Origin of the sequence: Pseudomonas sp. NBRC 111131, from assembly GCF_001320525.1 — a bacterium.
Classification (GTDB): Bacteria; Pseudomonadota; Gammaproteobacteria; order Pseudomonadales; family Pseudomonadaceae; genus Aquipseudomonas; species Aquipseudomonas ceruminis.
In genome coordinates this window covers 222,941-249,628 of the sequence record NZ_BCBH01000004.1, presented here as the reverse complement: position 1 = coordinate 249,628, position 26,688 = coordinate 222,941, and the positions used below count along the sequence as shown (strand labels likewise).

At 63.0% G+C, this 26,688-nt stretch carries 22 protein-coding genes and 1 riboswitch; of the genes, 11 read left to right on the top strand and 11 right to left on the bottom strand.

Going from position 1 to position 26,688, the window contains the following annotated elements; translation table 11 throughout:
* The first annotated feature begins 7 nt into the window (after positions 1–7).
* The 4 genes from APH34_RS06285 (at position 8) to APH34_RS06270 (ending at position 8,154) form a co-directional block, all read left to right on the top strand.
* Complete coding sequence (locus APH34_RS06285; protein WP_220462373.1) at positions 8–2,032, top strand: methyl-accepting chemotaxis protein; 2,025 nt, start codon at positions 8–10, stop codon at positions 2,030–2,032.
* A gap of 10 nt (positions 2,033–2,042) precedes the next feature.
* Complete coding sequence (locus APH34_RS06280; protein ID WP_054900316.1) at positions 2,043–6,932, top strand: Hpt domain-containing protein; 4,890 nt, start codon at positions 2,043–2,045, stop codon at positions 6,930–6,932.
* Entirely contained in the window at positions 6,925–7,398 is a 474-nt protein-coding gene (locus APH34_RS06275; RefSeq protein WP_054900315.1) for a chemotaxis protein CheW, read from the top strand. The genes APH34_RS06280 and APH34_RS06275 overlap by 8 nt, the downstream gene beginning before the upstream one ends.
* A gap of 138 nt (positions 7,399–7,536) precedes the next feature.
* The gene (locus tag APH34_RS06270) at positions 7,537–8,154 is read left to right on the top strand and encodes a hemolysin III family protein (RefSeq protein WP_054900314.1); all 618 of its coding nucleotides are present in this window, start codon (positions 7,537–7,539) and stop codon (positions 8,152–8,154) included.
* Here the strand turns inward: APH34_RS06270 and APH34_RS06265 are convergent.
* Both APH34_RS06265 and APH34_RS06260 read right to left on the bottom strand, forming a co-directional pair.
* Positions 8,151–8,870, bottom strand: coding sequence for a 16S rRNA (uracil(1498)-N(3))-methyltransferase (locus APH34_RS06265; protein WP_054900313.1), 720 nt, complete (start codon positions 8,868–8,870; stop codon positions 8,151–8,153). The genes APH34_RS06270 and APH34_RS06265 overlap by 4 nt on opposite strands.
* Positions 8,871–8,960: 90 nt before the next feature.
* Entirely contained in the window at positions 8,961–10,367 is a 1,407-nt protein-coding gene (locus APH34_RS06260) for an adenosylmethionine--8-amino-7-oxononanoate transaminase (protein ID WP_054900312.1), read from the bottom strand.
* A gap of 281 nt (positions 10,368–10,648) precedes the next feature.
* On the opposite strand from APH34_RS06260, the gene APH34_RS06255 reads away from it, so the two are divergent.
* From APH34_RS06255 to APH34_RS06245, 3 genes are all read left to right on the top strand, one after another.
* The gene (locus tag APH34_RS06255; protein ID WP_054900311.1) at positions 10,649–12,523 is read left to right on the top strand and encodes a flavin monoamine oxidase family protein; all 1,875 of its coding nucleotides are present in this window, start codon (positions 10,649–10,651) and stop codon (positions 12,521–12,523) included.
* 205 nt (positions 12,524–12,728) lie between these two features.
* Positions 12,729–13,280: a cytochrome b gene (locus APH34_RS06250; RefSeq protein WP_054900310.1), complete on the top strand. Its 552-nt coding sequence runs from the start codon at positions 12,729–12,731 to the stop codon at positions 13,278–13,280.
* Between the two features lie 34 nt (positions 13,281–13,314).
* Positions 13,315–13,893 (top strand): YceI family protein, encoded by a 579-nt coding sequence (locus APH34_RS06245; protein ID WP_054900309.1) that lies wholly within the window; start codon positions 13,315–13,317, stop codon positions 13,891–13,893.
* 60 nt (positions 13,894–13,953) lie between these two features.
* Here APH34_RS06245 and APH34_RS06240 read toward each other — a convergent pair whose 3' ends face one another.
* The 5 genes from APH34_RS06240 to ahcY form a co-directional block, all read right to left on the bottom strand.
* Positions 13,954–15,849, bottom strand: a complete 1,896-nt coding sequence (locus APH34_RS06240) for a DEAD/DEAH box helicase (protein WP_054900308.1) — start codon at positions 15,847–15,849, stop codon at positions 13,954–13,956.
* Between the two features lie 219 nt (positions 15,850–16,068).
* Positions 16,069–16,857, bottom strand: a complete 789-nt coding sequence (locus APH34_RS06235) for an ABC transporter substrate-binding protein (protein ID WP_054900307.1) — start codon at positions 16,855–16,857, stop codon at positions 16,069–16,071.
* Between the two features lie 46 nt (positions 16,858–16,903).
* Entirely contained in the window at positions 16,904–17,980 is a 1,077-nt protein-coding gene (locus APH34_RS06230) for a hypothetical protein (protein ID WP_054900306.1), read from the bottom strand.
* A 94-nt stretch (positions 17,981–18,074) separates the two neighbouring features.
* A complete protein-coding gene (gene metF / locus APH34_RS06225) occupies positions 18,075–18,920 on the bottom strand; it encodes a methylenetetrahydrofolate reductase [NAD(P)H] (protein WP_054900305.1) in 846 nt (281 codons plus the stop codon).
* A gap of 148 nt (positions 18,921–19,068) precedes the next feature.
* On the bottom strand, positions 19,069–20,478 hold the full coding sequence (gene ahcY, locus APH34_RS06220) for an adenosylhomocysteinase (RefSeq protein WP_054900304.1): 1,410 nt from the start codon (positions 20,476–20,478) through the stop codon (positions 19,069–19,071).
* Positions 20,479–20,498: 20 nt separating this feature from the next.
* A riboswitch (S-adenosyl-L-homocysteine riboswitch) is annotated at positions 20,499–20,594 on the bottom strand.
* Between the two features lie 179 nt (positions 20,595–20,773).
* On the opposite strand from ahcY, the gene APH34_RS06215 reads away from it, so the two are divergent.
* Complete coding sequence (locus tag APH34_RS06215; RefSeq protein ID WP_054900303.1) at positions 20,774–21,175, top strand: acyl-CoA thioesterase; 402 nt, start codon at positions 20,774–20,776, stop codon at positions 21,173–21,175.
* 33 nt (positions 21,176–21,208) lie between these two features.
* Here APH34_RS06215 and APH34_RS06210 read toward each other — a convergent pair whose 3' ends face one another.
* Positions 21,209–22,441 carry a sodium:proton antiporter gene (locus APH34_RS06210; protein WP_054900302.1) on the bottom strand — a complete coding sequence of 411 codons (1,233 nt, stop codon included), beginning with the start codon at positions 22,439–22,441 and terminating at the stop codon, positions 21,209–21,211.
* A 198-nt stretch (positions 22,442–22,639) separates the two neighbouring features.
* On the opposite strand from APH34_RS06210, the gene APH34_RS06205 reads away from it, so the two are divergent.
* Complete coding sequence (locus APH34_RS06205; RefSeq protein WP_054900301.1) at positions 22,640–23,473, top strand: EamA family transporter; 834 nt, start codon at positions 22,640–22,642, stop codon at positions 23,471–23,473.
* Between the two features lie 32 nt (positions 23,474–23,505).
* On the top strand, positions 23,506–23,892 hold the full coding sequence (locus tag APH34_RS06200; protein ID WP_054900300.1) for an MAPEG family protein: 387 nt from the start codon (positions 23,506–23,508) through the stop codon (positions 23,890–23,892).
* 109 nt (positions 23,893–24,001) lie between these two features.
* Here APH34_RS06200 and APH34_RS06195 read toward each other — a convergent pair whose 3' ends face one another.
* Positions 24,002–25,153 carry a murein transglycosylase A gene (locus APH34_RS06195; RefSeq protein ID WP_054900299.1) on the bottom strand — a complete coding sequence of 384 codons (1,152 nt, stop codon included), beginning with the start codon at positions 25,151–25,153 and terminating at the stop codon, positions 24,002–24,004.
* Positions 25,154–25,269: 116 nt separating this feature from the next.
* Between APH34_RS06195 and APH34_RS06190 the strand changes: the two genes are divergently transcribed.
* Positions 25,270–25,716, top strand: coding sequence for a cytochrome c (locus tag APH34_RS06190; RefSeq protein ID WP_054900298.1), 447 nt, complete (start codon positions 25,270–25,272; stop codon positions 25,714–25,716).
* A 54-nt stretch (positions 25,717–25,770) separates the two neighbouring features.
* Here APH34_RS06190 and APH34_RS06185 read toward each other — a convergent pair whose 3' ends face one another.
* Positions 25,771–26,163: a DUF1090 domain-containing protein gene (locus APH34_RS06185; RefSeq protein ID WP_054900297.1), complete on the bottom strand. Its 393-nt coding sequence runs from the start codon at positions 26,161–26,163 to the stop codon at positions 25,771–25,773.
* 124 nt (positions 26,164–26,287) lie between these two features.
* Positions 26,288–26,683 (bottom strand): DUF1090 domain-containing protein, encoded by a 396-nt coding sequence (locus APH34_RS06180; RefSeq protein WP_054900296.1) that lies wholly within the window; start codon positions 26,681–26,683, stop codon positions 26,288–26,290.
* Positions 26,684–26,688 lie beyond the last annotated feature (5 nt).

Below are 26,688 nucleotides of genomic sequence, written 5' to 3'. Positions count from 1 at the left end.
TGCCAGCATGACCCCGCGCACCCGCAGTATCGTGCAGATCACCGTGCTGTTCGTGGTGCTGATCCTGTCGATCATCCTGCTGTTCGCCAATTTCGCGTATCTCAACACCCAGTCCAATCACGACAAGCAGTACATCGGCCATGCCGGCGAGTTGCGCGTGTTGTCCCAGCGGATTGCCAAGAACGCTACCGAGGCGGCGGCCGGCAAGGCCCTGGCATTCAAGCTGCTGTCGGATGCGCGCAACGACTTCGAGCGGCGCTGGAGCTACTTGCGCGAAGGCGACAAGTCCACCGGTCTGCCGGCGGCGCCGGCCACCGTGAAGGATGAAATGGAAGCGGTGCGGCAGGATTGGGAAAACCTGCGCAAGAACACCGACACCATTCTTGCCAGCGAACAGACCGTGCTTTCGTTGCACCAGGTGGCAGCCACGCTCGCTGAAACCGTGCCGCAACTGCAGGTCGAGTACGAAAAGGTGGTCGAAATCCTGCTGCAAAGCGGCGCCCCGGCCAATCAGGTAGTGGTGGCCCAGCGCCAGTTGCTGCTTGCCGAACGCATTCTTGGCTCGGTCAATACCGTGCTGGCCGGCGACGATACCGCCGCGCAGGCCGCCGATGCCTTCGGCCGCGATGCAAACCGCTTCGGCCAAGTGCTCGAGGGGATGCTCGGGGGCAACCCGGCCATCCAGGTCACCCGTGTCGAAGACGCCGACGCCCGGGCCCGTCTGGCCGAAATCGCCGAGTTGTTCCAGTTCGTTGCAGGCTCGGTGGATGAAATCCTCGAAACCTCGCCAGAACTGTTCCGCGTGCGTGAAGCGGCCGGCAACATCTTCAGCCTGTCGCAGACCCTGCTCGACGAAGCGTCACACCTGGCCAACAGTTTCGAGAACCTGGCCGCCGGGCGCACCCTCGATACCGTCGGTGGTTATGCCCTGGGCCTGCTGGCGCTGGCCTCGATCATCCTTATCGGCCTGGTAATGGTGCGCACCACCCACAGGCAACTGCACGAAACTGCTGAGAAGAACGAGCGCAACCAGCAGGCGATCATGCGCCTGCTCGATGAAATCGAAGAGCTCGCCGACGGTGACCTGACCGTGACCGTGTCGGTTACCGAGGACTTTACCGGTGCCATCGCCGACTCGATCAACTATTCCGTCGACCAGTTGCGCGACCTGGTGGCCACCATCAACCACAGTGCCGAACAAGTGGCGGCGGCCGTGCAGGATACGCAGAACACCGCACGCCAGCTGGCCAAGGCTTCGGAACACCAGGCCGAGCAGATCAGCGAGGCGTCCGAAGCGGTGGGTGACATGGTCGAATCGATCGACCGGGTGTCGGCACATGCCTACGAATCGGCCAAGGTGGCCGAGCGTTCGGTGGCGATCGCCAACAAGGGTAACGAGGTGGTGCACAACACCATCAATGGCATGGACAACATTCGCGAGCAGATCCAGGACACCGCCAAGCGGATCAAGCGCCTGGGTGAGTCTTCGCAAGAGATCGGCGACATCGTCAGCCTGATCGACGACATTGCCGACCAGACCAACATTCTTGCCCTGAACGCGGCCATCCAGGCATCGCTGGCAGGTGAGGCAGGCCGAGGGTTTGCCGTGGTCGCCGACGAAGTGCAGCGTCTGGCAGAGCGTTCGTCTTCGGCGACGCGGCAGATCGAGGCGCTGGTGCGGACCATTCAGGCCGACACCAACGAGGCGGTGATCTCGATGGAGCAGACCACCGCCGAAGTGGTCCGTGGCGCACGCCTGGCGCAGGATGCCGGGGTTGCACTGGCCGAAATCGAAGGGGTTTCGCAAACCCTCGCCGAACTTATCCACAGCATCTCCGACGCTGCCCAGTTGCAAACCTCCTCGGCAGGGCAGATTTCCCACACCATGGCGGTGATTCAGCAGATTACTGCACAGACCTCCGCCGGTTCTGGCGCCACGGCCGATAGCATCCGCCACCTGGCACGCATGGCCAGCGAAATGCGCCGGTCGGTGTCCGGTTTCACCTTGCCGGCACCCGCCGAGCGGCGCTGAGGGATCATCCATGGCTTCAGCAGCAGTAAGCCCCGAACGCCACGACACGGTCGCCCTGGCCTGGACCAGGGCGGCGATCCTCGATTGCCTGGGCCAGGCACGTCAGGCCCTGGAGCGCTTTGCCGGGGAGACGGACGACCTGTCGATACTGGCGTTCGTGGTGGATAACCTGCACCAGGTGCACGGCTGCCTGCGCATGCTCGAACTGCGCGGTGCCACGCGCCTGGCCGAAGAACTGGAACTGTTGGCCAGGGCCATGGCCGAGGGCCATGTAAGCCCGCGCGGTGATTGCCTGGGCCCGCTGTTTCGCGGCCTGGAGCAGTTGCCGTCGTACCTGGAGCGGTTGCGCGGGGCGCGTCATGACCTGCCCTTGGTGATGCTGCCATTGCTCAACCAACTGCGCGCCTGTCGCGGGGTCGAGCCCTTGGCCCAGGGCAGCCTGATCAGTGGCGCAGCCCAGCGCTTTGCAGGCTCCGACGACCTGGCCAACCTCGACCTGTCGCTGGGGAATTGGCGCGAGCAGATTCAGGCAGGGCCGGGCCGCGATGCCCTGCGATCGGTCGTCACTGCCTTGTGCGACGACCTGATGCGGATCAAGGAGCGCCTGGACCAGTTCGTGCGGGGTGACCGCCAGCACAGCGAGCAGCTCGACAGCCTGCTGGCGCCTCTGCGCCACGTTGCCGACACCCTCGCGGTGCTGGGCTTTCAGCAACCACGGCGGGTCATCATCGACCAGGTGCTGGCCCTGCAAGCCCTGGCCCAGGGTGAACGCTCCGTGGATGACGCGGTGCTCATGGATGTGGCCGGTGCCCTGCTGTATGTAGAGGCCAGCCTCAATGGCATGGTTGGCCCGCTCGACGAGGGTGGGCAAGGTGGCCTGCCAGGCTCTGACCTGGCCGAAATCCGGCAATTGGTGCTGAGCGAAGCCTTGGCCGTGCTGCAGCAGGCCAAGGACTTGATCGGTGATTGCCTGGAGTCGGGCTGGCCGCGCCAGCGTCTGCAACCACTGCCGGGGCTGTTGCAGCAGGTGCGCGGGGCGCTGGCGATGCTGATGCTGCCGGCCGCTGCTGAGGTGTTCGCAGGCTGTGCTGGCTATGTGCAAGGCTGGTTGCAGCACCTGGAAACCGAGCCGCCGGCAGATGAACTGGACCATTTGGCCGAGGCCCTGAGTGCTGGAGAATGCTACCTGCAATGGCGGGTAGCAGACCCGTTGGCAGATGGCCAACCCTTCCTCGACATGGCGCGCGCCAGCCTGGCAGCACTGGGCGTGCAATGCGCGCTTGGCGATACGGCCCACCTGCAGGACGGCGGCGATGGTATCGATGATGAATTGCGCGAGGTGTTCCTCGAAGAGGCGAGCGAACTGTTGCCGGAGATCGAGCGCCACTGGTTGCGCTGGCGCGCCGACAATTCACTGCGCGATGCCCTGGTAGAGGTGCGCCGCGACTTGCACACGCTCAAAGGCAGTGGCCGCATGGTCCATGCCGAAGCGGTGGCCGAGCTGGCCTGGGGCGGCGAGCACCTGCTCAACCGGGTGCTGGAAGGGCGTATCGCGCTGGCGCCCGAGGCCGTGGTGGCGCTGCAGCAGGTGGTCGTGCATTTACCCGATCTGCTGGCAGATTTTGCAGCAGGCCAGATGCCACAAGTGACCGAAATCGAGCAACTGGCCAGCCACCTGCATGCCTTGGCAGAGAACGATTCACTGGCGGGTAGCGAGATCGATGGCCTCGACCCACGCTTGCTGGAGATTTTCCGCACCGAGGCCCAGGGCCATCTGGCCAGTCTGGAGGCATTCCTGCAGGCCGCCGATGGCCACGACACGCCGGTCAGTGACGGTCTGCAGCGCGCTTTGCATACACTCAAGGGCAGCGCCGCCATGGCTGGGGTCATGCCCGTCGCCGAGCTGGCCACCGCCTTCGATCGACTGGTGCGTGAGTACAGAGGCCACCAGGTGCCGTTGCAGGGGGCTGAACTGGAATGGCTGGAAGCGGCGCGGGCCTTGTTCCACCAAGGCCTGGCGCAGCTTGGCAGCACGCCGCTGGCGGCCCTCCCTGGCGCGGCGTCGCTCATCGAGCAGGTCGGCGAGGCTGTGGATACTCGCCTGGCAAGCTTGCATGACGCCACGCAGCCGGTACGCCGGGGCAAGCGGGACCCGCAACTGATCGCCAGTTTTCTTGCCCAGGCCATGGACATCCTGCTGGATGCCGAGTCGCTGCTGTCGCGCTGGCAGGAGCAGCCGGGCCAGCGCCAGTCACTGGAGACCTTGCTGGATGAGTTGACCACGCTGTGCCATGGCGCACACCTGGTCGACTTGTGGCAGCTGGACGATGTCTGCGAGGCGCTGCTGGACCTGTATGGCGCGGTGGAAGAGGGCAGCCTGGGCGCCGATACGCACTTTTTCGCCCAGGCTCGCCAGGCCCACGAGGCGCTGCTGGACATGCTCGACGAGGTCGCCGCGGGTCAGGAGCCGACGCCGCGCCCAGATTGTATCGAGGGCTTGCGCGGGCTGCTGGAGGGGGCGCTGGCGCCGGATGCCACCGGCCTGGTGGCACCTGGCTCGGTGACCCCCTTGCCAGCATCGCTGGGGCTGGTTGATGAGGCTGACAGCCCTGGCGACAAAGAGCTGCTGGAGGTGTTCCTCGAAGAAAGCTCCGACATCGTGGAAAGTGCCGCCGCCGCACTGGCGCGCTGGCAGGCCGACCCACGCAACAGTGTCGAGGTCGAGAACCTGCTGCGTGACCTGCACACGCTCAAAGGTGGTGCTCGCATGGTCGAGATCACCGCCATTGGCGACCTCGCCCACGAGCTGGAATTCCTTTACGAGTTGCTGGCTGCCGGGCGTTTGCCGCCGAGCGCGCCGCTGTTCGCCTTGTTGCAGAACTGCCATGACCGCCTGGCGCACATGCTCGATGCCGTGCGCCTGGGCCAGCCGCTGCATGCGGCCACCGCCTTGATCGACTACATCCGCAACTTCAGCAGTGCGGCCCTGACCGACAGCGCCGCCGGCCAGGCTCCGGCGGAGGCAACCCCTGCGGAGGTGCCTGCTGCAACGCCGGAGCGTGTCGCCGGGGATATGGTCAAGGTTGACGCCGAACTGCTCGACGACCTGGGCAACCTGGCGGGCGAGCATTCGGTGATCCGTGGGCGCATCGAGCAACAGGTCAACGATGCCCAGTTCGCCCTGAGCGAAATGGAAACCACCCTGGAGCGTATGCGCGACCAATTGCTGCGCCTGGATATCGAGACTCAAGGGCGGGTCAGCAGCCGGCAGCCGTTCGAGGGCGATGCGTACGAAGACTTCGACCCTCTGGAAATGGACCGGCATTCCCAGTTGCAGCAGTTGTCGCGGGCGCTGTTCGAGTCGGCATCGGACTTGCTCGACTTGAAGGAAACCCTGGCTCAGCGTGCCCAGGAAGCGCACAACCTGCTGCAACAACAGGCGCGGGTGAACAGCCAGCTGCAGGAAGGCCTGACCGCCACCTTGATGGTGCCGTTCGAACGCCTGGTGCCCCGTTTGCAGCGGGTGGTGCGCCAGGTGGCGGCCGAGTTGGGCAAGCAGGTCGAGCTGGTGGTGGGCAATGCCGAAGGTGAGCTGGACCGCAGCGTACTGGAGCGCATGGTTGCGCCGCTCGAGCACATGCTGCGCAATGCCGTCGACCATGGCCTGGAGGCCCGTGAGGCACGCTTGGCGGTCGGCAAGCCGGAGCAAGGCATCATCCACCTGAATTTGCTGCACGAAGGCGCCGACATCGTCATCGAGATGACCGACGACGGTGCAGGCGTGCCATTGGAGGCGGTGCGGCGCAAGGCGATCAAGCGCGGCCTGCTGGACCCGCAGGCGCACCTGAGCGACCACGAGATTCTGCAGTTCATCCTGCGCCCAGGGTTTTCCACTGCAGAAAAGATCACGCAGATTTCTGGCCGTGGCCTGGGCATGGACGTCGTGCACGAAGAGGTCAAGCAACTGGGGGGGTCGATGAGCATCGAGTCGGCCCAGGGCAAGGGGGCGCGCTTCCTGATTCGCCTGCCTTTCACCGTGTCGATCAACCGTGCGTTGATGGTGCACCTGGGTGAGGAGCAGTACGCGATCCCGCTCAATACCATCGAAGGCATCGTGCGCGTGCCGCCGGCCGAGCTGGCCGCCTGCTATCAGCTGGAAACGCCCCGTTATGTGTATGCCGGCCACGCGTATGAGCTGCGCTACCTGGGAGAGTTGTTGCAAGGTTTGCCACGGCCCGGCCTGCTTGGGCAGAGTGTGCCGCTGCCGGTGTTGCTGGTGCATTCCCAGGAACAGTCGTTCGCCATTCAGGTGGACAGCATGTCGCCCAGCCGCGAGATCGTGGTCAAGAGCCTGGGCCCGCAGTTTGCCGCAGTGCCCGGGCTGTCGGGTGCGACCCTGCTGGGTGATGGCCGGGTCGTGCTGATTCTCGACTTGCTGGGGCAGTTGCGCGGCCAGCAGCGTCGCCTGGCGCGCCTGCCCGGCGGAAGCGGGGTGCAGCGTACGCTGTTCGGGCCGGCACCGCGGCGCGCGACACTGGTGATGGTGGTGGATGACTCGGTGACCGTGCGCAAGGTCACCAGCCGCCTGCTCGAGCGCCACGGCATGACGGTACTGACGGCCAAGGATGGGGTCGATGCCATGACCTTGCTGGAGGAGCACCGCCCAGACGTGTTGTTGCTGGATATCGAGATGCCGCGCATGGACGGCTTCGAGGTGGCCACCCGCATTCGTCGCGATGAGCGGCTGAAAGACTTGCCGATCATCATGATCACTTCACGTACCGGCCAGAAACACCGCGACCGGGCCATGGCCATCGGCGTCAACGACTACCTGGGCAAGCCGTATCAGGAATCGGTGCTGTTGCAGAGCATTGCCCATTGGAGCCACGCCCATGCTTGAGTTGATCGCAGGCCAGCGCAGCAGCCTGACGGGCCTGTTGCTGCCATTGGGGGACCGCACGCTGGTGCTGCCGAACGTGGCCGTGGCCGAGTTGATTGGACAGCGCAATTTGCTCTGCCAGCCAGGGGAGCTGCCCTGGCATCTGGGGTGGATCGACTGGCGCCGGCAACATCTGCCGCTGATCGGTTTCGAGGCTGCTTGCGGCGGCCAGACGCCCTGCGGCGAGCGTGCGCGAATCGTGGTGCTGAATGCCTTGGGCGATACTGGCCTGCGCTACCTGGCCGTACTGCTGCAGGACATTCCACGCTCGTGCAAGCTCGACAGCCAGCTCAACTATGTGGATGTGCCACTGGGCAGCTTGGAACTCGCCGCTGTACAGGTGGGCGAGCAGGTGGCGCGGGTGCCGGATTTGGTCGGGCTGGAACGGCTGGTGCGAGACGCGCAACTGCAACCTGTCCGTGGTTAGGATGTGCAGTTGACGGCCCCTTCGCGGGTACACCGCTGCCGCGAGATAAGTGGCACACCGAGGGGGCGGGGTTACCCGCGAAGAGGCCGCAACTGACTACAGAAGGAACCCAGCCCACTCAAGGAGGTCTGTGTTTGCATGTATTACGGCGAACGCTTCAACGCCTGGACCCACCTGATCGGTGCCGTCCTGGCCTGTATTGGTGGCATCTGGCTGATCGTGGTCGCGGGCCTGCAGGGCGACCCATGGAAGATCGTCAGTTTCTCTATCTACGGCGGCACATTGCTGCTGCTCTACAGCATTTCCACCCTCTATCACAGCACCCGCGGCAAGGCGAAGGTGATCATGCGCAAGCTCGATCACCTGTCGATCTACCTGCTGATCGCAGGTAGTTACACACCCTTTTGCCTGGTCAGCCTGCGTGGGCCTTGGGGCTGGAGCCTGTTCGGCGTGGTCTGGGGCCTGGCCGTGATCGGCATGCTGCAGGAAATCAAGCCGCGCTCAGAGGCGCGCATCCTCTCGATCATCATCTATGCGGTGATGGGCTGGATCGTCCTGATAGCAGTAAAACCGCTGCTGCAAAGCCTGGGTACTGCCGGTTTCGCCTGGCTGGCGGCCGGTGGCGTGTTCTACACGGTGGGTATCATCTTCTTTGCGTTCGACAGCCGCTTCCGCCACTGGCATGGCATCTGGCACCTGTTCGTGATTGCCGGCAGCCTGATGCACTTCGTGGCGGTGTCGCTGTACGTGCGTTAGAAGTCGCCCCACAGCTGCTGCGCAACCGACAGCGCCACCACGGGCGCCGTTTCGGTGCGCAATACGCGCGGGCCCAGGCGTGCGGCGTGGAAGCCAGCGGCCTTCGCCTGTTCGACCTCGGTGTCGCTCAAACCGCCTTCGGGGCCGATGAGAAAGGCCAGGCGCGCCGGCTTTTCATGGCGGGTCAGGGGCTCGGCGACCGGGTGCAGCACCAGCTTCAGGTCGGCTTCGCTGCCCTGGAGCCATTCGGCCAAGGTGACGGGTGGATGGATGATCGGCAAGGTCGAGCGGCCGCATTGTTCGCAGGCGCTGATGGCCACTTGGCGCCAGTGGGCGAGGCGTTTGTCCGCGCGCTCGTCTTTTAGGCGCACTTCGCAGCGTTCGCTGACGATCGGGGTGATTTCATTGGCGCCCAGTTCGGTCGCCTTCTGGATCGCCCAATCCATGCGTTCGCCGCGGGACAGGCCCTGGCCGAGGTGGATATGCAAGGGTGAGTCCGCCTGACCGGCGAGGGCCTGGTCGAGACTCACGCGCACGCTTTTTTTGCCCACTTCGAGCAACTGGCCAAGAAACTCCTGGCCGCTGCCGTCGAACAGTTGCACGGCATCGCCGGGCGCCATGCGCAATACGCGGCCGATGTAATGGGCCTGGGCCTCGGGCAGGTCGTGCTCGCCAAGGCTCAGGGGGGCGTCGATGAAGAAGCGGGACAGTCTCATGGTTTTGCTCGGTAAAAGAGGTACACAGATCCCCTGCAGGGACAGGCAAGCCCGCTCCGGCAGGGAAAGTCGCGTGACGCGCTTTCGGGCCTAGCCCGGGTCGCGGAAATCGGGGTGGAAGTTGGCCGGCACGGCGACACTGACGCTCTCGCGGGTGGCGATGTCGATGCCTTCGCTGGCGACATCCGCCAGGAAGTCGATCTGCTCGGGCGTGATCACATACGGCGGCAGGAAGTACACCACGCTGCCCAGCGGACGCAGCAAGGCGCCGCGGGTCAGGGCATGCTCGAATACTTTCAGGCCACGGCGCTCCTGCCAGGGGTAGGCCACCTTGCCGGCCTTGTCCTGTACCATTTCGATGGCCAGGGCCATGCCGGTCTGGCGGATTTCCGCGACGTGGGCATGGTCGGCCAGGTGCGCCGTGGCACTGGCCATGCGTGCGGACAGCGCCTTGTTGGCCTCGATCACGTTGTCCTGCTCGAAGATGTCCAGGGTCGCCAAGGCGGCGGCGCAGGCCAACGGGTTACCGGTGTAACTGTGCGAGTGGAGGAACGCCCGCAGGGTCGGGTAGTCGTCGTAGAACGCCTGATACACGGTGTCGGTTGTCAGGCAGGCGGCCAGCGGCAGGTAGCCGCCCGTCAACGCCTTGGACAGACACAGGAAGTCGGGGCGGATACCGGCCTGTTCGCACGCGAACATCGTGCCGGTGCGGCCGAAGCCAACGGCGATTTCGTCATGGATCAGGTGTACCCCATAACGGTCGCAGGCCTCGCGCAGCAGCTTGAGGTAGACCGGATGATACATGCGCATGCCTCCGGCGCCCTGGATCAACGGTTCGATGATCACCGCCGCGAGGGTGTCGTGGTGTTCGGCCAGGGTCTGTTCCATGACCGCGAACAGGTTGCGCGAGTGTTCTTCCCAACCCATCCCTTCAGGGCGCAGGTAGCAGTCCGGGCTGGGGACCTTGAGGGTGTCGAGCAGCAACGCCTTGTAGGTTTCGGTGAACAGCGGTACGTCGCCGACCGACATGGCAGCGATGGTTTCGCCGTGGTAGCTGTTGGTCAGGGTGACAAAGCGTTTTTTGGCCGGTTTGCCGATGTTCTGCCAGTAGTGGAAGCTCATTTTCAGCGCCACTTCGATGCACGACGAGCCATTGTCGGCATAGAACACCCGATCCAGCCCGGCCGGCGTCATGGCCACCAGGCGCTCGGACAGCTCGATCACGGGTTGGTGGCTGAAACCGGCGAGGATCACATGCTCGAGCTGATCGACCTGGTCCTTGATGCGCTGGTTGATGCGCGGGTTGGCATGGCCGAACACGTTGACCCACCAGCTGCTGACCGCATCCAGGTAGCGCTTGCCCTCGAAGTCCTCGAGCCATACCCCCTCGCCGCGCTTGATCGGGATCAGCGGTAGCTGCTCGTGGTCTTTCATCTGGGTACAGGGGTGCCACAGGACCTTGAGGTCACGTTGCATCCACTGATCGTTGAGGCCCATGGGCACTTCTCCTGGCGTTGCGGCTTGGGTAGACCGCGTAAGCCTAAGCAATGCCGGGAGGCAGGACAACCGCTGGTGGTCGCAGGCGGCCTGTCGGGCAAGCGGATCAGAAGGTCATGGCGGCCTTTGGCCAGGCCGATGACAAAAATACCTGTTGCCAAAGGCACTTGATATCGCTGTGCTGGCAGGGTCTGCAGACCTGACGTATTCTTAACGCATTGCCGCTCGGGGCGTTTCTGCCTCTTCCCATTTCTGTAACGTCTGACTCGGAGTTCGCCATCATGGCTGCTGCTTGGGTGCGCCTGTGCGCGTTGGTATTGATCGGTGTGTCCAGCGGCGCCGCGCTGGCAAAGGACAAGACACCTTCGGCAATCGTGGTCGGAGGTGGCCTGGCAGGCCTGACCGCAGCTTACGAACTGCAAAACAAGGGCTGGCAGGTTACCCTGCTGGAGGCCAAGTCGGGCATGGGTGGGCGCTCGGGCCTGGCCACCAGCGAATGGATCGGCAACGGCAAGGCCCAGCCGGTAGTCAACCAGTACCTGGACCGCTTCAAGCTTGAAACACTGCCTGCGCCGGAGTTCGTGCGTACCCCAGGCTATCTGATCGACGGTGAATACTTCAGCGCCACCGACCTGGCCACCAAGCAGCCGGCGACGGCCGAAGCGCTCAAGCGTTACGAGAAAACCCTCGATGACCTCGCCCGCTCGATCGATGACCCGCTCAACCCGCAGGCAACCAGCACCCTGTTCGCGCTCGACCAGATCAACGTGTCTTCCTGGCTCGACAAGCTGCAACTGCCAGCCACCGCGCGGCAATTGATCAACCAGCAGATTCGTACCCGTTACGATGAGCCTTCGCGCCTGTCGCTGCTCTACTTCGCCCAACAGAACCGTGTGTACCGCGGTGTCAGTGACCGCGACCTGCGTGCGGCGCGTTTGCCTGGCGGCAGCCCGGTGCTGGCCCAGGCCTTCGTCAAGCAGCTCAAAACCATCAAGACCAGTTCACCGGTCACCGCCATCGTCCAGGACAAGGACGGTGTGACGGTCAAGGTCGGCAGTGTCGGTTATCAGGCCGATTACCTGGTGATGGCGGTGCCGCTGCGTGCGCTGGCCAAGATCCAGATCACCCCGGGGCTGGACAACCAGCACCTGGCGGCGCTCAAGGGCACCAATTACGGCTGGCGCGACCAGTTGATGCTCAAGTTCAAGCAGCCGGTGTGGGAGAGCCGGGCGCGCATGTCGGGTGAAATCTTCAGTAACGCCGGCCTCGGAATGCTGTGGATCGAGCCGGCCCTCAAGGGCGGCGCCAACGTGGTGATCAACCTGTCTGGCGACAATGCCCGCCTGCTGCAAGCCTTTGGTGACAAGCAGATGGTCGACCAGGTGCTGATCCGTCTGCACGCGTTCTACCCCCAGGCTCGTGGCGCGTTCACCGGTTATGAGGTCAAACGCTACAGCACCGACGCTGGGACAGGCGGTGCCTACCTGGCGTATGGCCCAGGGCAGATCAGCAAGTATTGGCGCCTGTGGGAGCGCCCGGTGCAGCGTATTGCATTTGCCGGTGAACACACCGACGCACTCTACCCAGGCACGCTGGAGGGCGCCCTGCGCAGCGGCCAGCGGGCGGCCAGCCAGGTGCAGGACCTGCTGGCCGGCAAGTCCTTCGACCCGGCCAAGGCGGCGCCCGTGGCAGCTGCGGCGGCAGCGGGTGCGGTGGCCGCGAAAGACAAGGGCGGGTTCTTCTCCAACCTGTTTGGTGGCGCGTCCGACAAGGGTGACAAGACCGAGAAAGCGCCTGTGAAAGCAGCACCTGCGAATGCCGAAGAAGCCAAGCAGGACAAGCCTGGCTTCTTCTCGCGTCTGTTCGGGGGGGCTGACAAGCCTGAGGCCAAAGCCGCGCCGGTTGCCAAGGCCGAGGATGTGGCGCCAGTGCCTACCCCTGCCGCCCCGCCAGCGCCAGCGCCGGTTGCGCCGGCAGCGGTCGCCCAGCAAGCGCCTGCCAAGCCGGCCGCGACCAAGGCCGCACCTGCCAAACATGCGCCGGCGCACAAGCCTGCGCCCAAGCAGACGCACAAGCCGGCCGAGGCCAAGAAGGCCAATGCCAAGTCAGACCCCGCCAAGAAGCCAGTGACCGACGTTCAGGCCAAGGCCAACTGAGGTCTATCATGACCCTGCCGCCGCAAAAAGGCGGCAGGGTCATGACCTGACAACTTACAATTCCCCGCTATTGTTAATGTTTCCTTAATAGCAAACTCACACACTAAATATCGGATTTCTCGATAATCCGAAGCAATTTTTTCCGCTTTTATTCGATACGTTACGCGTTAGTCTGTGCACAGCTTTCACGGGGAAACACGTCATCATGCAACTGCGTAATTCAACTTCTCGTTATGGCGTGGTCAGCATTGTTCTGCACTGGGGTGTGGCGCTGGCGGTCTTTGGCCTGTTCGGCCTGGGTTTGTGGATGGTCGGCCTCGACTACTACAGCCCCTGGCGCAAGGCCGGCCCGGACCTGCACAAGAGTATCGGCCTGGTATTGTTGGCGGTCATGCTGCTGCGCGTAGTCTGGCGTTTCATCAGCCCGCCACCCCCGGCACCGGCCAACCACGGGGCATTCACCCGTGTGGCAGCCAAGCTGGGCCACCTGGCGTTGTACCTGGGCCTGTTTGCGGTGATGATCGCCGGCTACTTGATCTCCACCGCCGACGGTGTCGGTATTCCGGTGTTCGGCTTGTTCGAAGTGCCGGCGCTGATCAGCGACATACCCGATCAGGCTGACCTCGCGGGTGTGATTCATCTCTGGCTGGCATGGGGCCTGGTGATTTTCGCCGTGCTGCATGGCCTGGCCGCACTCAAGCATCATTTCATCGACCGTGACGCGACCCTGACCCGCATGCTGGGCCGCAAAGCTTGACTCTCAACCTCAATTGCAAAGGAAGGAAGTAAGGATGTTGAAAAAGACTTTTGCCGCTCTGGCGCTCGGTACCGCTCTGCTCTCCGCTGGCCAGGCCATGGCCGCCGAGTACAAGATCGACAAGGAAGGCCAGCACGCGTTCGTCGACTGGAAAATCAGCCACCTGGGCTACAGCTTCATCCATGGCACATTCAAGGACTTCGACGGTAACTTCACCTGGGACAGTGCCAAGCCTGAAGCCAGCAAGATCGCCGTCGACCTGAAAACCGCCAGCCTGTGGTCGAACCACGCCGAGCGTGACAAGCACATCGCCAGCGCCGACTTCCTGGACGTGAAGAAATACCCGGAAGCCAAGTTCGTCTCCACCAGCGTCAAGTCCACTGGCGACAAGACCGCTGACGTGACCGGCGACCTGACCCTGCACGGCGTGACCAAGCCGGTGACCTTCAAGGCCACCTTCAACGGTGAGGGCAAGGACCCATGGGGCGGCGAGCGTGCAGGCTTCAACGCCACCACGACCCTGAACCTGAACGACTTCGGCATCAAGGGCCCTGGCCCAACCTCGCAGACCCTTGACCTGGATATCAGCGTCGAAGGCGTGAAGCAGAAGTAATCCATTGCTCAGGCAATAAAAAACGCCGCCCATCGGGCGGCGTTTTTTATTGCGGCTGCGTTACGAGCCCTTGCGGGTCAGCAGCGCAGGGCGCTCACCGCGTGGGCGGCTTGGCAGGTCGTCCAGTTGCTCGGGTGTCGGGTAGCGGTCGAGCTTGGATTCCTTACGGATGATCACCGGCTGGTTCTGCGGCTCGCGCGAGCTGCGCACGGCCGGTTCCTGGCGCGACGCATCATCACGGCCGGCTGAACGGTTGCGGCCACCACCGTTGCCATCACGGCGCGCGCCACCACCATTGTTGTTGCGCGGCGGACGCTTCTCGCCACTGGCGTTGCGCGGCTGGCCGCCATTACGGCCCTGGCCACCGCCGTTGCTGCGTTGCCCGGTACCTTGGCCTTGCTGGGCTTGGCCGGTGCCACCACCTGGGCGGCGGTTGCGCCCCTGATTCTTGGCATTCTGGTACGGGCTGACGTAGTCGGCACGGTTACCGAAGTTGTCGATTTCGTCGTCCAGGAATTCATCCGGCGCACGGTCGGCGGGTGCTTTAGGGGCGGCGTTCTGGCCAGCCTGCTGCTGACGGGGTTTCTTGTCCCGGGGCTTGCGCGGTTGCTGCTGCTTTTCGCCGGCCTTTTCTTTGTCGGCCGGCTTATCGGCAGCCTGCTGCTTGGCCTTGCCTCTGTCCTTGCCTTTGTCTTTGCGGCCACCGCTGCCGTCTTTGCCACCGTCGCCACGCGACTGCTGATTACGGCCACCGCGGCCGTTGTTCTGCGGGCGTTCGCGTACTTCAGGCTTCTCGGCTTCCACCTGGCTTGGGTCGAAGCCCATCAGGTCGCCGTCGGCGATTTTCTGCTTGGTGACCCGCTCGATGCTCTTGAGCAGCTTCTCTTCATCCGGCGCAACCAGGGAAATGGCCTCGCCCGAGCGCCCGGCACGGCCGGTACGGCCGATACGGTGAACGTAGTCTTCTTCGACATTCGGCAGCTCGAAGTTGACCACGTGCGGCAATTGGTCAATGTCCAGGCCGCGGGCAGCGATGTCGGTCGCCACCAGCACTCGCACATTGTTGGCCTTGAAGTCGGCCAGTGCCTTGGTGCGTGCATTCTGGCTTTTGTTGCCGTGGATCGCGGCGGCGGTCAGGCCGTGCTTTTCCAGGTACTCGGCCAGGCGGTTGGCGCCGTGCTTGGTACGGGTGAACACCAGGACCTGTTCCCAGGCACCGAGCGTGATCAGGTGTGCCAGCAGTGCACGCTTATGGCTGGCGGGCAGGCGATAGACGCGCTGCTCGATACGTTCGACCGTGGTGTTCGGTGGGGTGACCTCGATGCGCTCCGGGTTGTGCAGAAGCTTGTCGGCCAGGTCGGTGATGTCTTTGGAGAAGGTGGCCGAGAACAGCAGGTTCTGGCGTTTGGCCGGCAGGCGGGCGAGGACCTTCTTGACGTCGTGGATGAAGCCCATGTCGAGCATGCGATCGGCTTCATCAAGGACCAGGATTTCCACGTGGGCGAGGTCGACGCGACCTTGCCCGGCGAGGTCGAGCAGGCGGCCCGGGCAGGCCACCAGGACATCCACGCCCTTGGCAATGGCCTGGATCTGCGGGTTCATGCCAACGCCGCCGAAAATGCAGGCACTGACCAGCGGCAGGTCGCGGGCATATACCTTGAAGCTGTCATGCACCTGAGCCGCCAGTTCGCGGGTCGGGGTCAGCACCAGCACGCGCGGTTGGCGCGGGCCGTGGCGTTGGGACTTGTCGGGGTGGCCCGCCGGGAACAGACGCTCAAGGATCGGCAAGGCAAAGCCGCCGGTTTTACCGGTACCTGTCTGTGCGGCAACCATCAGGTCGCGGCCTTGCAACACGGCGGGAATCGCCCGCTGTTGCACCGGAGTCGGCTGGGTATAGCCCGCTGCCTCGATAGCGCGGACAAGAGCCTCGGAGAGACCGAGGGAAGCAAAGGACATGGGCAATCCTGTTCTCGTGTGGGCTGGGCCCGTAGGGATATTCTGCCTGGCGCGACGGGCATCGGTGGGATGCGATCGCGTCCGGTCCAGCTGGGCTTTCACTGCACATCCGGAAAACGCAGGGTGGACGCCAAAGGGGCGTCGATGCTGATCGGGATGCCTGTTGCGAGGCCGAGCGTCCGGGCGTGAGCCGGGCGGGAAGGCCCGAGTATAACAGAGCTATCGCAACGTGCTGCTTTCCTGCTGCTCAACGGCGGCGGGAAGATGGCTAGCGTCGTTGACATAGCGTTGGATTATGGTGGTGAATGCCGCCTCCTGCTTGAAACGCCGCAGCTCCTGGGTAAACGCCTGGGCCAGTTCCTCGCGCCCGGGTTTGCGGGTCAAACCCAGGTATTGCGATTGTCGGCTGACCACCAGCGGCAGTTCTTCTATCTGCTGCTCAAGGCCCAATTGCTTGCGTAGGTAGCGGCCGACCAGGCGGTCGGTGATCAGCAGGTCGATACGCCCAAGCATCAGCTTGCCGAAGTTGGCTTCCTGGCTGGGCGCCGCTTCACGCCTGAAACTGGACGCCTCATTGAATTCGGCGCTGTAGGCATAGCCTGGTGACGTGCCCACGGTCAGGTCGGCGAGGTCGCTGAGCTGGCCGATGGCGTGGCGGCGGGCGGAGGCCTGGTACAGCACGAACTCGACATTGGACATCGGTTCCAGAGGGTAGATCAGGTACGCCTTACGCGTATCGACCTGGAAGATGTCCATGATTCCATCGGCCAGCCCTTGCTCGATCATGGCCAGACAGCGTTTCCAGGGCAGGAATTGCCACTCCACCTCGACGCCCAGGCGCCTGAACACTTCAGTGGTGACTTCATAGTCGATACCCTTGGCCTGGCCTGCATCCTGGTAGATGTAGGGCGCCCAGTCGTCGCTTACCAGGCGCAGGCGTTCGCCCTGCGCCATGGGGCTCAGGCAGGCGAGCAGCAGGATGCAGAACAGGCGGGCGATGTGCGGCATGGCGCGAGATTACGCGCAAGGCAAACCCAAGGCCAGAGCCTGCGGTTCAGGATTGGGAGGCTCTCAGCAAATGTGCCTCGATATCCTTGCGTCGTGCACCGAGCGACAGACGCAGGCCTGGATGACGCAGGCACTGGCGCAGCCGGTCGGGCTCGATGTGGCCGTACCGTTCGTTGAGGTTTTGCAGCGCTTTGTCCCACCAGGCCGGCGCGCAGGCGCGGTCGAACTCGTTGGGGTAGGGGTAGCAGCCATACAGCAACTCGCGGGCAAACTGACGTTCGCGGCTGGGCATGGTCAGGCTTAAGGCCTTGTAGCCCAGGCGTTGCAAGGTGGGCGGCCGCGGCAGTTGGTCGTTGACCAGGGCGACATCCGCCAGGGCTGCCTCACTGAGCAGGTCGTCGGCGTGCTTGCGCAACCAGGCCTGGATCTTGGCGCGAAACTGCGCCTTGCGGCTCCAGTAATGGTGAATGACGTCGGGGCACTGGGCCAGTGCCAGCTTGCGGTAGGCAGCCACCGCAAGGCAGAACTCCTCCAGGGTGTAGGCAGAGCGTGCCAGAGGGTGAAACTCGTCCATCATGGCAATGGACTGCTCCAGTGTTCCGGCGTCTGCGGCGGTCAGCCCGATGACCCCTGAATTGATCAGCGGCATCCGGCAGTCGGCCAGGCCACGTTGCTTGAGGAGGGTGAGCAGGTTTTTATACAGCAGGCACTGCTGGTTGGCCCCGTAGCGCGAACCGATCATGTTGCACAGCAGCTGGCCAGGCCGTACGCGCTGGAACAACTGCATCGGCGAGGTGCGGAAAAAGGTGTCGGTATCGATCAGCACGGCAAGCGGGTGCTGCTGCAGCACTTGGCGCAACAGCACGTGCTTGCTGCGAAAATGGTAGCCATGGGGTGCGTTCCAGGCCTGGCGCGTGGCCTCATCGAGCAGGTGGACGGTGACCGGTAGCTGGGCGTAGGGCTCGGCAGTGTCGGTGTAGACCTGGATGTCCATGGCCTGGCCTGCCGGCGAGCCCAGATGGGCCAGGGCGCTGACGATGCTGAAGCAGGCTTCCTGATGGTAGGTGGCTGGGCCGAAGGCCAGGTAGACCAGCTGGGGGCGCGAGGGTGGGGGCAGTTGCATTGCAGGCAATGACCTGTTGAACCAGAAAATGAATAAGGCCTTAGTCTATGACTAAAGCCTTAAGCATTTCTGAATAGGATATTGCCAAAAGATTTCAGCGAGGCAGCTTCAGGTTGTTCCAGATCGCCAGGCTCGCTTCGGCCTGGTTCAGGGTATAGAAGTGCAGACCTGGCGCGCCGCCTTGCAGCAATTGCTCGCACATGTGGCTGATCACTTCCTCACCGAAGGCTTGAATGCTGGCGGCATCGTCGGCATAGGCTTCCAGTTGCTTGCGGATCCAGCGCGGGATCTCGGCACCGCACGCGTCGGAGAAGCGCGCCAACTTGTTGTAGTTGGTGATCGGCATGATGCCGGGTACCACTGGAATATCCACACCCAGCTTCTGCGCGCGCTCTACGAAGTAGAAGTAGCTGTCGGCATTGAAGAAGTACTGGGTGATGGCACTGTCGGCACCGGCCTTGACCTTGTGCACGAAATTGGCCAGGTCGGTCTCGAAGTTGCGAGCCTGTGGGTGCATTTCCGGGTAGGCCGCCACTTCCAGGTGGAAGTGGTCACCGGTTTCCTGGCGGATGAACTCGACCAGGTCGCTGGCGTAACGCAGTTCGCCACTGGCCATGCCCATGCCTGACGGCAGGTCGCCACGCAGGGCGACGATGCGCCTGATGCCGGCAGCCTGGTACTGGGCGAGCAGGGCGCGCAACTCTTCCTTGGTGTCACCCACGCACGACAGGTGCGGCGCGGCAGGGACTTTGGCCTCGCTTTCCAGCTGCAGCACGGTATTGAGCGTGCGGTCGCGGGTCGAGCCACCGGCACCATAGGTGCAGGAGAAAAAGTCGGGGTTATAGGTCGCCAGCTGACGGGCGACGGCCATCAGCTTCTCGTGACCGGCATCGGTCTTGGTCGGGAAAAATTCGAAACTGTAACGGCGGTCTTGTGACATTGGTCGTTCCTCAAGCAGCACGCTTCACGCTGCAAGTAAAAGCCAGATCGGTGATGGCCGATCTGGCTTGGGCATCGTTCAAGATCCTGGGCGCCTGAACCTCAAGCGACAACGGCATGGTTGTCGCTTGAGGCTGCAAGCTTGCCGCTTAGTAGCGGTAGGCGTCCGGCTTGAACGGGCCTTCGACGGTCACACCGATGTACTCGGCCTGTTGCGGGGTCAGCTGGGTCACCACGCCACCGAAGCCGCGGACCATTTCCAGGGCCACTTCTTCGTCGAGTTTCTTCGGCAGTACTTCCACGGTCAGGCGCTCAGCCTTCTTGGCGGCAGGCAGTTCGGCGAACTTCTGCTCGAACAGGAAGATCTGTGCCAGCACCTGGTTGGCGAACGAACCATCCATGATGCGGCTCGGGTGGCCGGTGGCATTGCCCAGGTTCACCAGGCGGCCTTCGGCCAGCAGGATCAGGTAATCGTCGTTCTGCGGGTCGAAGGTGCCAGCGCCGGTACGGTGGATCTTGTGGACCTGCGGCTTGACCTCTTCCCATGCCCAGTTCTTGCGCATGAAGGCGGTGTCGATCTCGTTGTCGAAGTGGCCGATGTTGCAGACCACGGCGCGCTTCTTCAGGGCCTTGAGCATGTTGGCGTCGCAGACGTTGACGTTACCGGTGGTGGTGACGATCAGGTCGATGCGGCCCAGCAGGTCGGCATTGATGCCGGCCTCGGTACCCGTGTTGATACCGTCCTTGAAGGGCGAGACAACTTCGAAGCCGTCCATGCAGGCCTGCATGGCGCAGATCGGGTCGACTTCGGTGACCTTGACGATCATGCCTTCCTGGCGCAGGGACTGGGCCGAGCCCTTGCCCACGTCGCCGTAGCCGATCACCAGGGCCTGCTTGCCCGACAGCAGGTGGTCGGTACCGCGCTTGATCGCGTCGTTCAGGCTGTGACGGCAGCCGTACTTGTTGTCGTTCTTGCTCTTGGTGACCGAGTCGTTGACGTTGATGGCCGGGACCTTCAGCTCGCCTTTGGCCAGCATGTCCAGCAGGCGATGCACGCCGGTGGTGGTCTCTTCGGTCACGCCATGGATCTTGTCCAGCATGGCTGGGTATTTCTTGTGCAGGATTTCGGTCAGGTCACCGCCGTCATCCAGCACCATGTTGGCATCCCATGGCTGGCCATCCTTGAGGATGGTCTGCTCGATGCACCACTCGTACTCTTGCTCGGTCTCGCCTTTCCAGGCGAAAACCGGGATACCGGCAGCGGCGATGGCGGCAGCGGCCTGGTCCTGGGTGGAGAAGATGTTGCACGACGACCAGCGTACTTCGGCGCCCAGGGCGACCAGGGTCTCGATCAGTACCGCGGTCTGGATGGTCATGTGGATGCAGCCGATGATCTTGGCGCCCTTGAGCGGTTGCTCGGCTTGATACTTGCGGCGCAGGCCCATCAGCGCGGGCATTTCCGATTCGGCGATGATGACTTCCTTACGGCCCCAGTCGGCCAGGGAGATGTCGGCGACCTTGAAGTCGGAAAAACCTGCAGGCGTGTTTACAGCGCTCATTAGAGCCTCCATTCGTAGTGTGCGAATGGGCGCCGTTGTGCGTTAAGCGTCCGCGGGAGCGGACAACGCCCCATCCGAGCCTGACAGGATGACCTGCTGCAGCGCCCCTCGGACGGGTGGCGGGCATGGCACCGCTAATGGCTACCATGTGAATCGGCAGGGATTATAGCCGTGGCTGCGTTACACACCCAAGGCTTTCTGTCGATTTATCGCGACGATAGTCGATGTTCAATGGAGTGGCGGCGGCCGCTCTGCCATCATGGCTACACGTTAGCCAAGCAGGTCAGGAGTACAGATGAACTTTCACACCCGCAAATGGGTAAAACCCGAAGACCTCAACCCCAACGGCACCCTGTTCGGCGGTAGCCTGTTGCGCTGGATCGACGAAGAAGCGGCGATCTACGCCATCGTCCAGCTGGGCAACCAGCGGGTGGTGACCAAGTACATGTCGGAGATCAACTTCGTCAGCGCCTCGCGTCAGGGCGACATCATCGAGCTGGGCATCACCGCGACCGAATTCGGCCGCACCTCGATCACTCTGCGCTGCGAAGTGCGTAACAAGATCACCCGCAAGAGCATTCTCACGGTTGACCGTATGGTCTTCGTCAACCTTGGCGAGGATGGCCTGCCGGCACCCCACGGGCGGACCGAGATCAAGTACGTGCAGGACCAGTTCCCGGACTCCGCGGTGGAGTGACTGGCCATTGGGCCGCGAAGCGGCCCTGGCCTTTCAGGGTGCGCTGACCTTGCGCACCACCCGCCCAATGCTCAGCCCCTGCACCAGGATCGAGGACAGCACCACGATGTAGGTGATCGACAGCAACAGGTCACGTTCCTCACCCAGCGGCAGCGACAGGGCCAGCGCCACTGACACGCCGCCACGCAGGCCACCCCAGGTCAGAACCCGCACAGTGCCTTTGGGCACACTGCGCCAGCGGCGCAACAGCAAGATCGCCGGGGCGACAGTCAGCAGTCGAGACAGCAGCACCGCCAGCGCCAGCACACCCCCTGCTGCCAGGTGCATCCAGTTGAACGGCAGCAGCAACAGCTCAAGGCCGATCAAGGCGAACAGCAGCGCGTTGAGCATGTCGTCGATCAATTCCCAGAAACCGTCCATGTAGCGACGGGTCATGTCGTTCATCGCCAGGTTGCGCCCCAGGTTGCCGATGATCAACCCCGCCACCACCATGGCGATCGGCGCCGAGACATGCAGTTCGTAGCACATCGCCGAACCGCCGATAACCAGTGCCAGGGTCAGCATGACCTCGACCTGGTATTGCTCGACGCTCTTGATCATGCGGTAAGTGGCATAGCCGATCACGCCACCGAACACCACGCCGCCGATGGCTTCATGGGCGAACAGGATCGCCGTGTCGGTGATGCTGGGCGTTTCACCCAACTGCACGATGCCCAGCAGCACGGTGAACACCACGACCGCAGTGCCGTCGTTGAACAGCGATTCACCTACGATGGTGGTCTTCAGCGGCTTGGAGGCGTTGGCGGTACGCAGCGCGCCGAGCACGGCGATTGGGTCGGTGGGCGAAATCAGCGCACCGAACAACAGGCAGTAGATCAACGGTACATGCCAGCCGAACAGCGCGAACACCCAATGCGACAGGTAGCCGATCACCACGGTTGCAATCAGCACCCCCAGGGTTGCCAGCAGGCCGATCGGCCAACGATAGCTGCGCAAGTCGGTGAGGTTGACGTGCAGTGCGCCGGCGAACAGCAGAAACGCCAGCATCCAGTGCATCAGCAGGTCATTGAAATCGATCTGGTTCATCAGCCCTTCGACGCGCTCCTCCAGTCCGGGGAAGCCGATCAGGCTCAAGCCCTGCAAGATGAGGGAAAACAGCAGCGCCGTGACCATCACGCCAATGGCAGGTGGCAGGCCGATGAAACGGTAATTGACATAGGTGAGGAGGGTAGTGAGGCAGATAAACGCGGCAACTAATTCAAGCATCCCGAATCCTGTAACAGTGGCTTCCAAGTCGTACCCGAATGGCTCGGGCAGTTCTTTGATGACCTGGCGAGGGGTTCGGGACACAGCATTTGACCGATAATGTCGGAAACGTTCAGGAACGCCTGCCATTTGCAGCTGCCGCGCCACCCTTGGAAGGCTATATAGTCACCGCTGGAAACGTGACAAGGACCTGAACGCGTGTTGGCAACTTCCTTGGTACTGGTCGCCGCCCTGCTGCATGCGACCTGGAACACCCTGATCAAATTCAGTGGCGAACGCGTGCTGGTGATCGCCAGCATGGACACGGTGGCGTTGGCCTTCGCGGTACTCGCCGTGGGCTTCGTCGATGTCCCTCCGGCTGAAATCTGGCCTTGGCTGCTGGCCTCGGCGCTGGCCGAGCAGTTGTACCGGTTCCTGCTGATCCAGGCCTACCGAGTCGGTGATCTGGGGCTGGTCTATCCTCTGATGCGCGGCCTGTCGCCGTTGGTGGTGCTGGGGCTGACCCTGGCGTTCGCCGGCGAGACGCTGAGCCAGCAGCAGATCATCGGCATCCTGTTGATCCCTTGCGGTATGGCTTGCCTGCTGTGGCAAGGTGGCGGCGGAGACCGTTTGCCTTGGTCAATGCTGCCGGTGGTGGCGCTGATCGGCCTTTGCATCGGCTGCTACACCTGGTTCGACGGGCAGGCAGTGCGGCTGTGGGGTAAGCCCTGGGATTACCTGGTGTGGCTGACCTTGCTCAGTGCCTGGCCATTTCCGGTTCTGGCCAGTGTGGTGCGGCGTGCACCCTTCGTGTTGTTCTGGCGCGCCCAATGGCGCCTGGGCCTGGCGGTAGGGTTCTGCGTGCTGTTCAGTTATGCGCTGGTGCTATGGGCCATGCACCTGGGCTCGGTGGCCGAGGCGGCGGCCTTGCGCGAACTTAGCGTGATTCTGGTGGTGTTGCTGGGCATGCGTTACCTCAAAGAACCTTTTGGCGGACCCAGACTCCTAGCTTGCGGGCTTGTGCTGGCAGGCATGCTGGTGATGAAGCTCTAACCCGAACATTGATCGAACGAGGAACCCTGTCCATGACCGTTGCCCTGTGGTGCATCCTGATCGCGTTGGTCTTGCCGCCGCTGTGTGCCTTGATCGCCAAGGTGAGCAGTGGCCGTTTCGGCCTGAAGGACAATCATGATCCGCGCGCGTTTCTGGACACCCTTTCAGGGCTGCCACGCCGCGCGCATGCTGCGCAGCAGAACAGCTATGAGGCGTTCCCGGCATTTGCCGCGGCAGTGCTGGTCGCCGATATCGTCGGTAACGCCGAGCAAGTGACGCAGGACGTGCTGGGGGTGTTGTACATCACCAGCCGTTTGCTCTACATCATTTGCTATCTGGCCGATTGGGCGGCGTTGCGCTCGGTGGTGTGGTTTGCCGGTTTGGCACTGATCGTGTCGTTCTTTGTGGTTTCGATCTGATAACCCGACTTGTGGGGGCCGGCTTGGCAGCAACGCCGGCTCCCACCAGGTCCCTGCTGGACCATCGAGTTGTGGGAGCGGGGGCGCCTGCGAAGCATTCAGCTCCGTGTCACAGAACTTTCGGCACTTCCGGCAGCGGCTTGCCTTTAGGCCAGAGCATCCAGATCTGCCCCTGCTGCTTCATGTTGCCTGCCAGTTCACCGGCCTCAGGCCCGGTGCCCCAGAACAGGTCCGCTCGCACTTCTCCGGTAATTGCACCCCCCGTGTCCTGGGCACCCACCGGGCGAATCACCGGCGAGCCGTCGGGGCGTGTGGTGGACAGCCACAGCAGGCTGCCCAGTGGGATCACCTTGCGGTCGATGGCAACGCTGTAACCGGCGGTAAGGGGCACGTTGAGCGAGCCGCGCGGGCCTTCGTTGCTGTCTGGTCGGGTGCTGAAGAACACATAGCTGGGGTTGCTCGCCAGCAGTTCAGGTACCCGCTGGGGGTTGGCCTGCGCCCAGGCATGGATGGCACCCATGCTCACGTCTTCCTTCTGCAATTGGCCCTGTTCGATCAGCCAGCGGCCGATGGGCCGATACGGGTGACCGTTCTGGTCGGCATAGCCCAGGCGCAGTTGCCGGCCATCTTCCAGTTGAACCCGGCCGGAGCCCTGGATCTGCAGGAATTGCAGGTCCATCGGATCGGTCAGCCAGGCCAGTACCGGTGCCTTGGCGCCGTCACGGTAGATGACTTCGGCCGTGTCGTAGGGCTTGAGCACGCGGCCTTCAAGGCGTCCGCGCAGGCGCTTGCCCTTGAGCTCGGGGTAGAGGCTTGCCAGGTCGACCACGATCATGTCTTGCGGGATGCCATACACGGGCACGTGCGCCGCCTCGGTGCGTTTCAGGCTGCCGGGGTAGACCGGTTCGTAGTAACCAGTGATCAGGCCATTGGCATTGTTGTCGGAGGCGCGCAGGCCGTAGACCTGCAGTTGTTGCTGCAGGAACGTGCGTACCTGGGCCGCATCCTGCGCGATCGGCATCGCCGCTTCGCAGGTGGCGGCCCATACCGGATCACGCCTGAGCTTTTCACAGCCAACGCGCCAGGCGTTGAAACCTGCCAGCAGGTCGCTGTCGCTGACACTGGGCAGGTCGTCCCAGGCCGCTGGGGCATAAGTGGCAATAGCACGGGGTTCGGGCTTGGCGTTTTCGCCGCCGTTGCAGCCGGCCAGCAAGGCCAGGGCTGGTAGCGCCCAGGCGAGATGGCGCAGAGCAGATTTCATGGCTGAATCCTTGGAGGGCAGCGGCGGGTGGCTGCCCATAGTGTTCGTAAGGGTATTGGTCTTTGTCGAGCAGGCGAGGATACTGTTGGCCCTTTCCCTCTGCCAATGTGACCGTGATGTTCAAATGTTTCACAGCCGTGCTGCTGGTCAGCCTGTCCCTGGTGGCCTGCGACCGTGTCGATCCTAACTCACCTTTGGGCCAGCGCAAGGCGATCTTCAAACAGATGCTCAATACCAGCGAAGACATGGGCGGCATGCTGCGTGGGCGTTTGCCGTTCGACGGGGCGAAATTCGCGGAGCAAGCGCAGAGGCTCGATGGCCTGGCTCATGCACCTTGGCAGCATTTCCCGCAGATCAGGGACGAGGGTCAAAGCAGTGCGCGCCCTGAAGTCTGGGAGCGCCAGGCGCGCTTTCATGAGTTGGCCCAACAGTTGGAGGGGGTGACAGGTGAATTGCTGGCGGTCACGCGCAAGCAACCGTTGGACGTCGCGACGCTCAAGGCACCGATGGACAAGGTCGAGGCAGCCTGCAAGGCCTGCCACACGGAGTTTCGCAACCACTGACGGCGCCAACCAGCGGCTGCAGGCCGCTGGTTGGCTGTGTGTCGAGCGCTGTGTTTATTGGGTCAGTTCGGCTTTGGCGTGCTCAAGCTCTGCCTTGGCTTCGGCCAGTTTCTTCTCGCGCTTGGCAATCTTGCTCTGGTCGCCTTTGGCCTGCGCCTCTTTCAGGTCTGCTTCGCGCTCCTGCACCTCGGCTTCGGCCTTGCGCACTTTCTGCTCGCGCTCCTGTTTCAGGCCTTCATCGGTGCAGTGCTCTTTATTTTCCTTCAGGGCCCTCTCCAGGCCGCTGATTTGGCCCGCGTTGTTGTGAGCCTTGGCGTATTCAAGCTGGTGTTCAATGGCGCTGCGCTTGGCAGCGCAACCGGTCAGCCCTGGTGTGGGCTGAGCCGCCCCAGCAGTGGCGCTGACGCTGAAAATGGCCAGCAACGCGAAGTAAGAAAGAAGTTTCATGGGTGCCTCCTTGTAGGGGCATATGGCAGTAAGCGCTGCGATATTGCCCTTTCCTTACGACTGGGTGAAATCTCTAGCGGCTAATTTCAGAAAAATCCTACAAGCAACCTGCGCCTAGTCGCTGTCACCGTTCTAGATCGTCGACGGCTTCCTGCAGTTCCTTTTTCGCTTCGGCAAGCTTGTCTTTGCGCTTGTTGATGCGCTCCGAGTCGCCTTTCTTCATGGCTTTGTCCAGGTCCTTGGTGCGTTGGTTGACCTCATGACGCGCTTCCAGCACTTTCTGCTCCCGCTCTTTGCGCAGGCTCGCGTCGGTGCAGTGCGCCTCGACTTCGGCAAGGGCTTTTTCCAGGCCCGCCTGTTGGTCACTGTTGGCGTTGGCTTTGGCCTGGTCGATCTGTGCGCTGATGGCCTGACGCTTGGCGGCGCAACCGGTGAGGCCAGGTTCTTCTTCGGCGGCGTGAATGGCCTGGGTCGACAGGCCTAGGGTTGCCAGCAGGAACAGCGTGGTAATGCGTTTCATGAAAA

What these genes read in the sequence shown, in the direction of transcription:
- APH34_RS06280 (WP_054900316.1), top strand. Translation starts at nt 2,043, where the DNA reads ATGGCTTCAGCAGCAGTAAGCCCCGAACGCCACGACACGGTCGCCCTG.
- APH34_RS06235 (WP_054900307.1), bottom strand. Translation starts at nt 16,857, where the DNA reads ATGCCGCACATCGCCCGCCTGTTCTGCATCCTGCTGCTCGCCTGCCTG.
- ahcY (WP_054900304.1), bottom strand. Translation starts at nt 20,478, where the DNA reads ATGAGCGCTGTAAACACGCCTGCAGGTTTTTCCGACTTCAAGGTCGCC.
- APH34_RS06250 (WP_054900310.1), top strand. Translation starts at nt 12,729, where the DNA reads ATGCAACTGCGTAATTCAACTTCTCGTTATGGCGTGGTCAGCATTGTT.
- APH34_RS06190 (WP_054900298.1), top strand. Translation starts at nt 25,270, where the DNA reads ATGTTCAAATGTTTCACAGCCGTGCTGCTGGTCAGCCTGTCCCTGGTG.
- APH34_RS06255 (WP_054900311.1), top strand. Translation starts at nt 10,649, where the DNA reads ATGGCTGCTGCTTGGGTGCGCCTGTGCGCGTTGGTATTGATCGGTGTG.
- APH34_RS06185 (WP_054900297.1), bottom strand. Translation starts at nt 26,163, where the DNA reads ATGAAACTTCTTTCTTACTTCGCGTTGCTGGCCATTTTCAGCGTCAGC.
- APH34_RS06180 (WP_054900296.1), bottom strand. Translation starts at nt 26,683, where the DNA reads ATGAAACGCATTACCACGCTGTTCCTGCTGGCAACCCTAGGCCTGTCG.
- APH34_RS06240 (WP_054900308.1), bottom strand. Translation starts at nt 15,849, where the DNA reads ATGTCCTTTGCTTCCCTCGGTCTCTCCGAGGCTCTTGTCCGCGCTATC.
- APH34_RS06270 (WP_054900314.1), top strand. Translation starts at nt 7,537, where the DNA reads ATGTATTACGGCGAACGCTTCAACGCCTGGACCCACCTGATCGGTGCC.
- APH34_RS06200 (WP_054900300.1), top strand. Translation starts at nt 23,506, where the DNA reads ATGACCGTTGCCCTGTGGTGCATCCTGATCGCGTTGGTCTTGCCGCCG.
- APH34_RS06215 (WP_054900303.1), top strand. Translation starts at nt 20,774, where the DNA reads ATGAACTTTCACACCCGCAAATGGGTAAAACCCGAAGACCTCAACCCC.
- APH34_RS06210 (WP_054900302.1), bottom strand. Translation starts at nt 22,441, where the DNA reads ATGCTTGAATTAGTTGCCGCGTTTATCTGCCTCACTACCCTCCTCACC.
- APH34_RS06265 (WP_054900313.1), bottom strand. Translation starts at nt 8,870, where the DNA reads ATGAGACTGTCCCGCTTCTTCATCGACGCCCCCCTGAGCCTTGGCGAG.
- APH34_RS06275 (WP_054900315.1), top strand. Translation starts at nt 6,925, where the DNA reads ATGCTTGAGTTGATCGCAGGCCAGCGCAGCAGCCTGACGGGCCTGTTG.
- APH34_RS06230 (WP_054900306.1), bottom strand. Translation starts at nt 17,980, where the DNA reads ATGCAACTGCCCCCACCCTCGCGCCCCCAGCTGGTCTACCTGGCCTTC.
- APH34_RS06195 (WP_054900299.1), bottom strand. Translation starts at nt 25,153, where the DNA reads ATGAAATCTGCTCTGCGCCATCTCGCCTGGGCGCTACCAGCCCTGGCC.
- metF (WP_054900305.1), bottom strand. Translation starts at nt 18,920, where the DNA reads ATGTCACAAGACCGCCGTTACAGTTTCGAATTTTTCCCGACCAAGACC.
- APH34_RS06285 (WP_220462373.1), top strand. Translation starts at nt 8, where the DNA reads ATGACCCCGCGCACCCGCAGTATCGTGCAGATCACCGTGCTGTTCGTG.
- APH34_RS06260 (WP_054900312.1), bottom strand. Translation starts at nt 10,367, where the DNA reads ATGGGCCTCAACGATCAGTGGATGCAACGTGACCTCAAGGTCCTGTGG.
- APH34_RS06245 (WP_054900309.1), top strand. Translation starts at nt 13,315, where the DNA reads ATGTTGAAAAAGACTTTTGCCGCTCTGGCGCTCGGTACCGCTCTGCTC.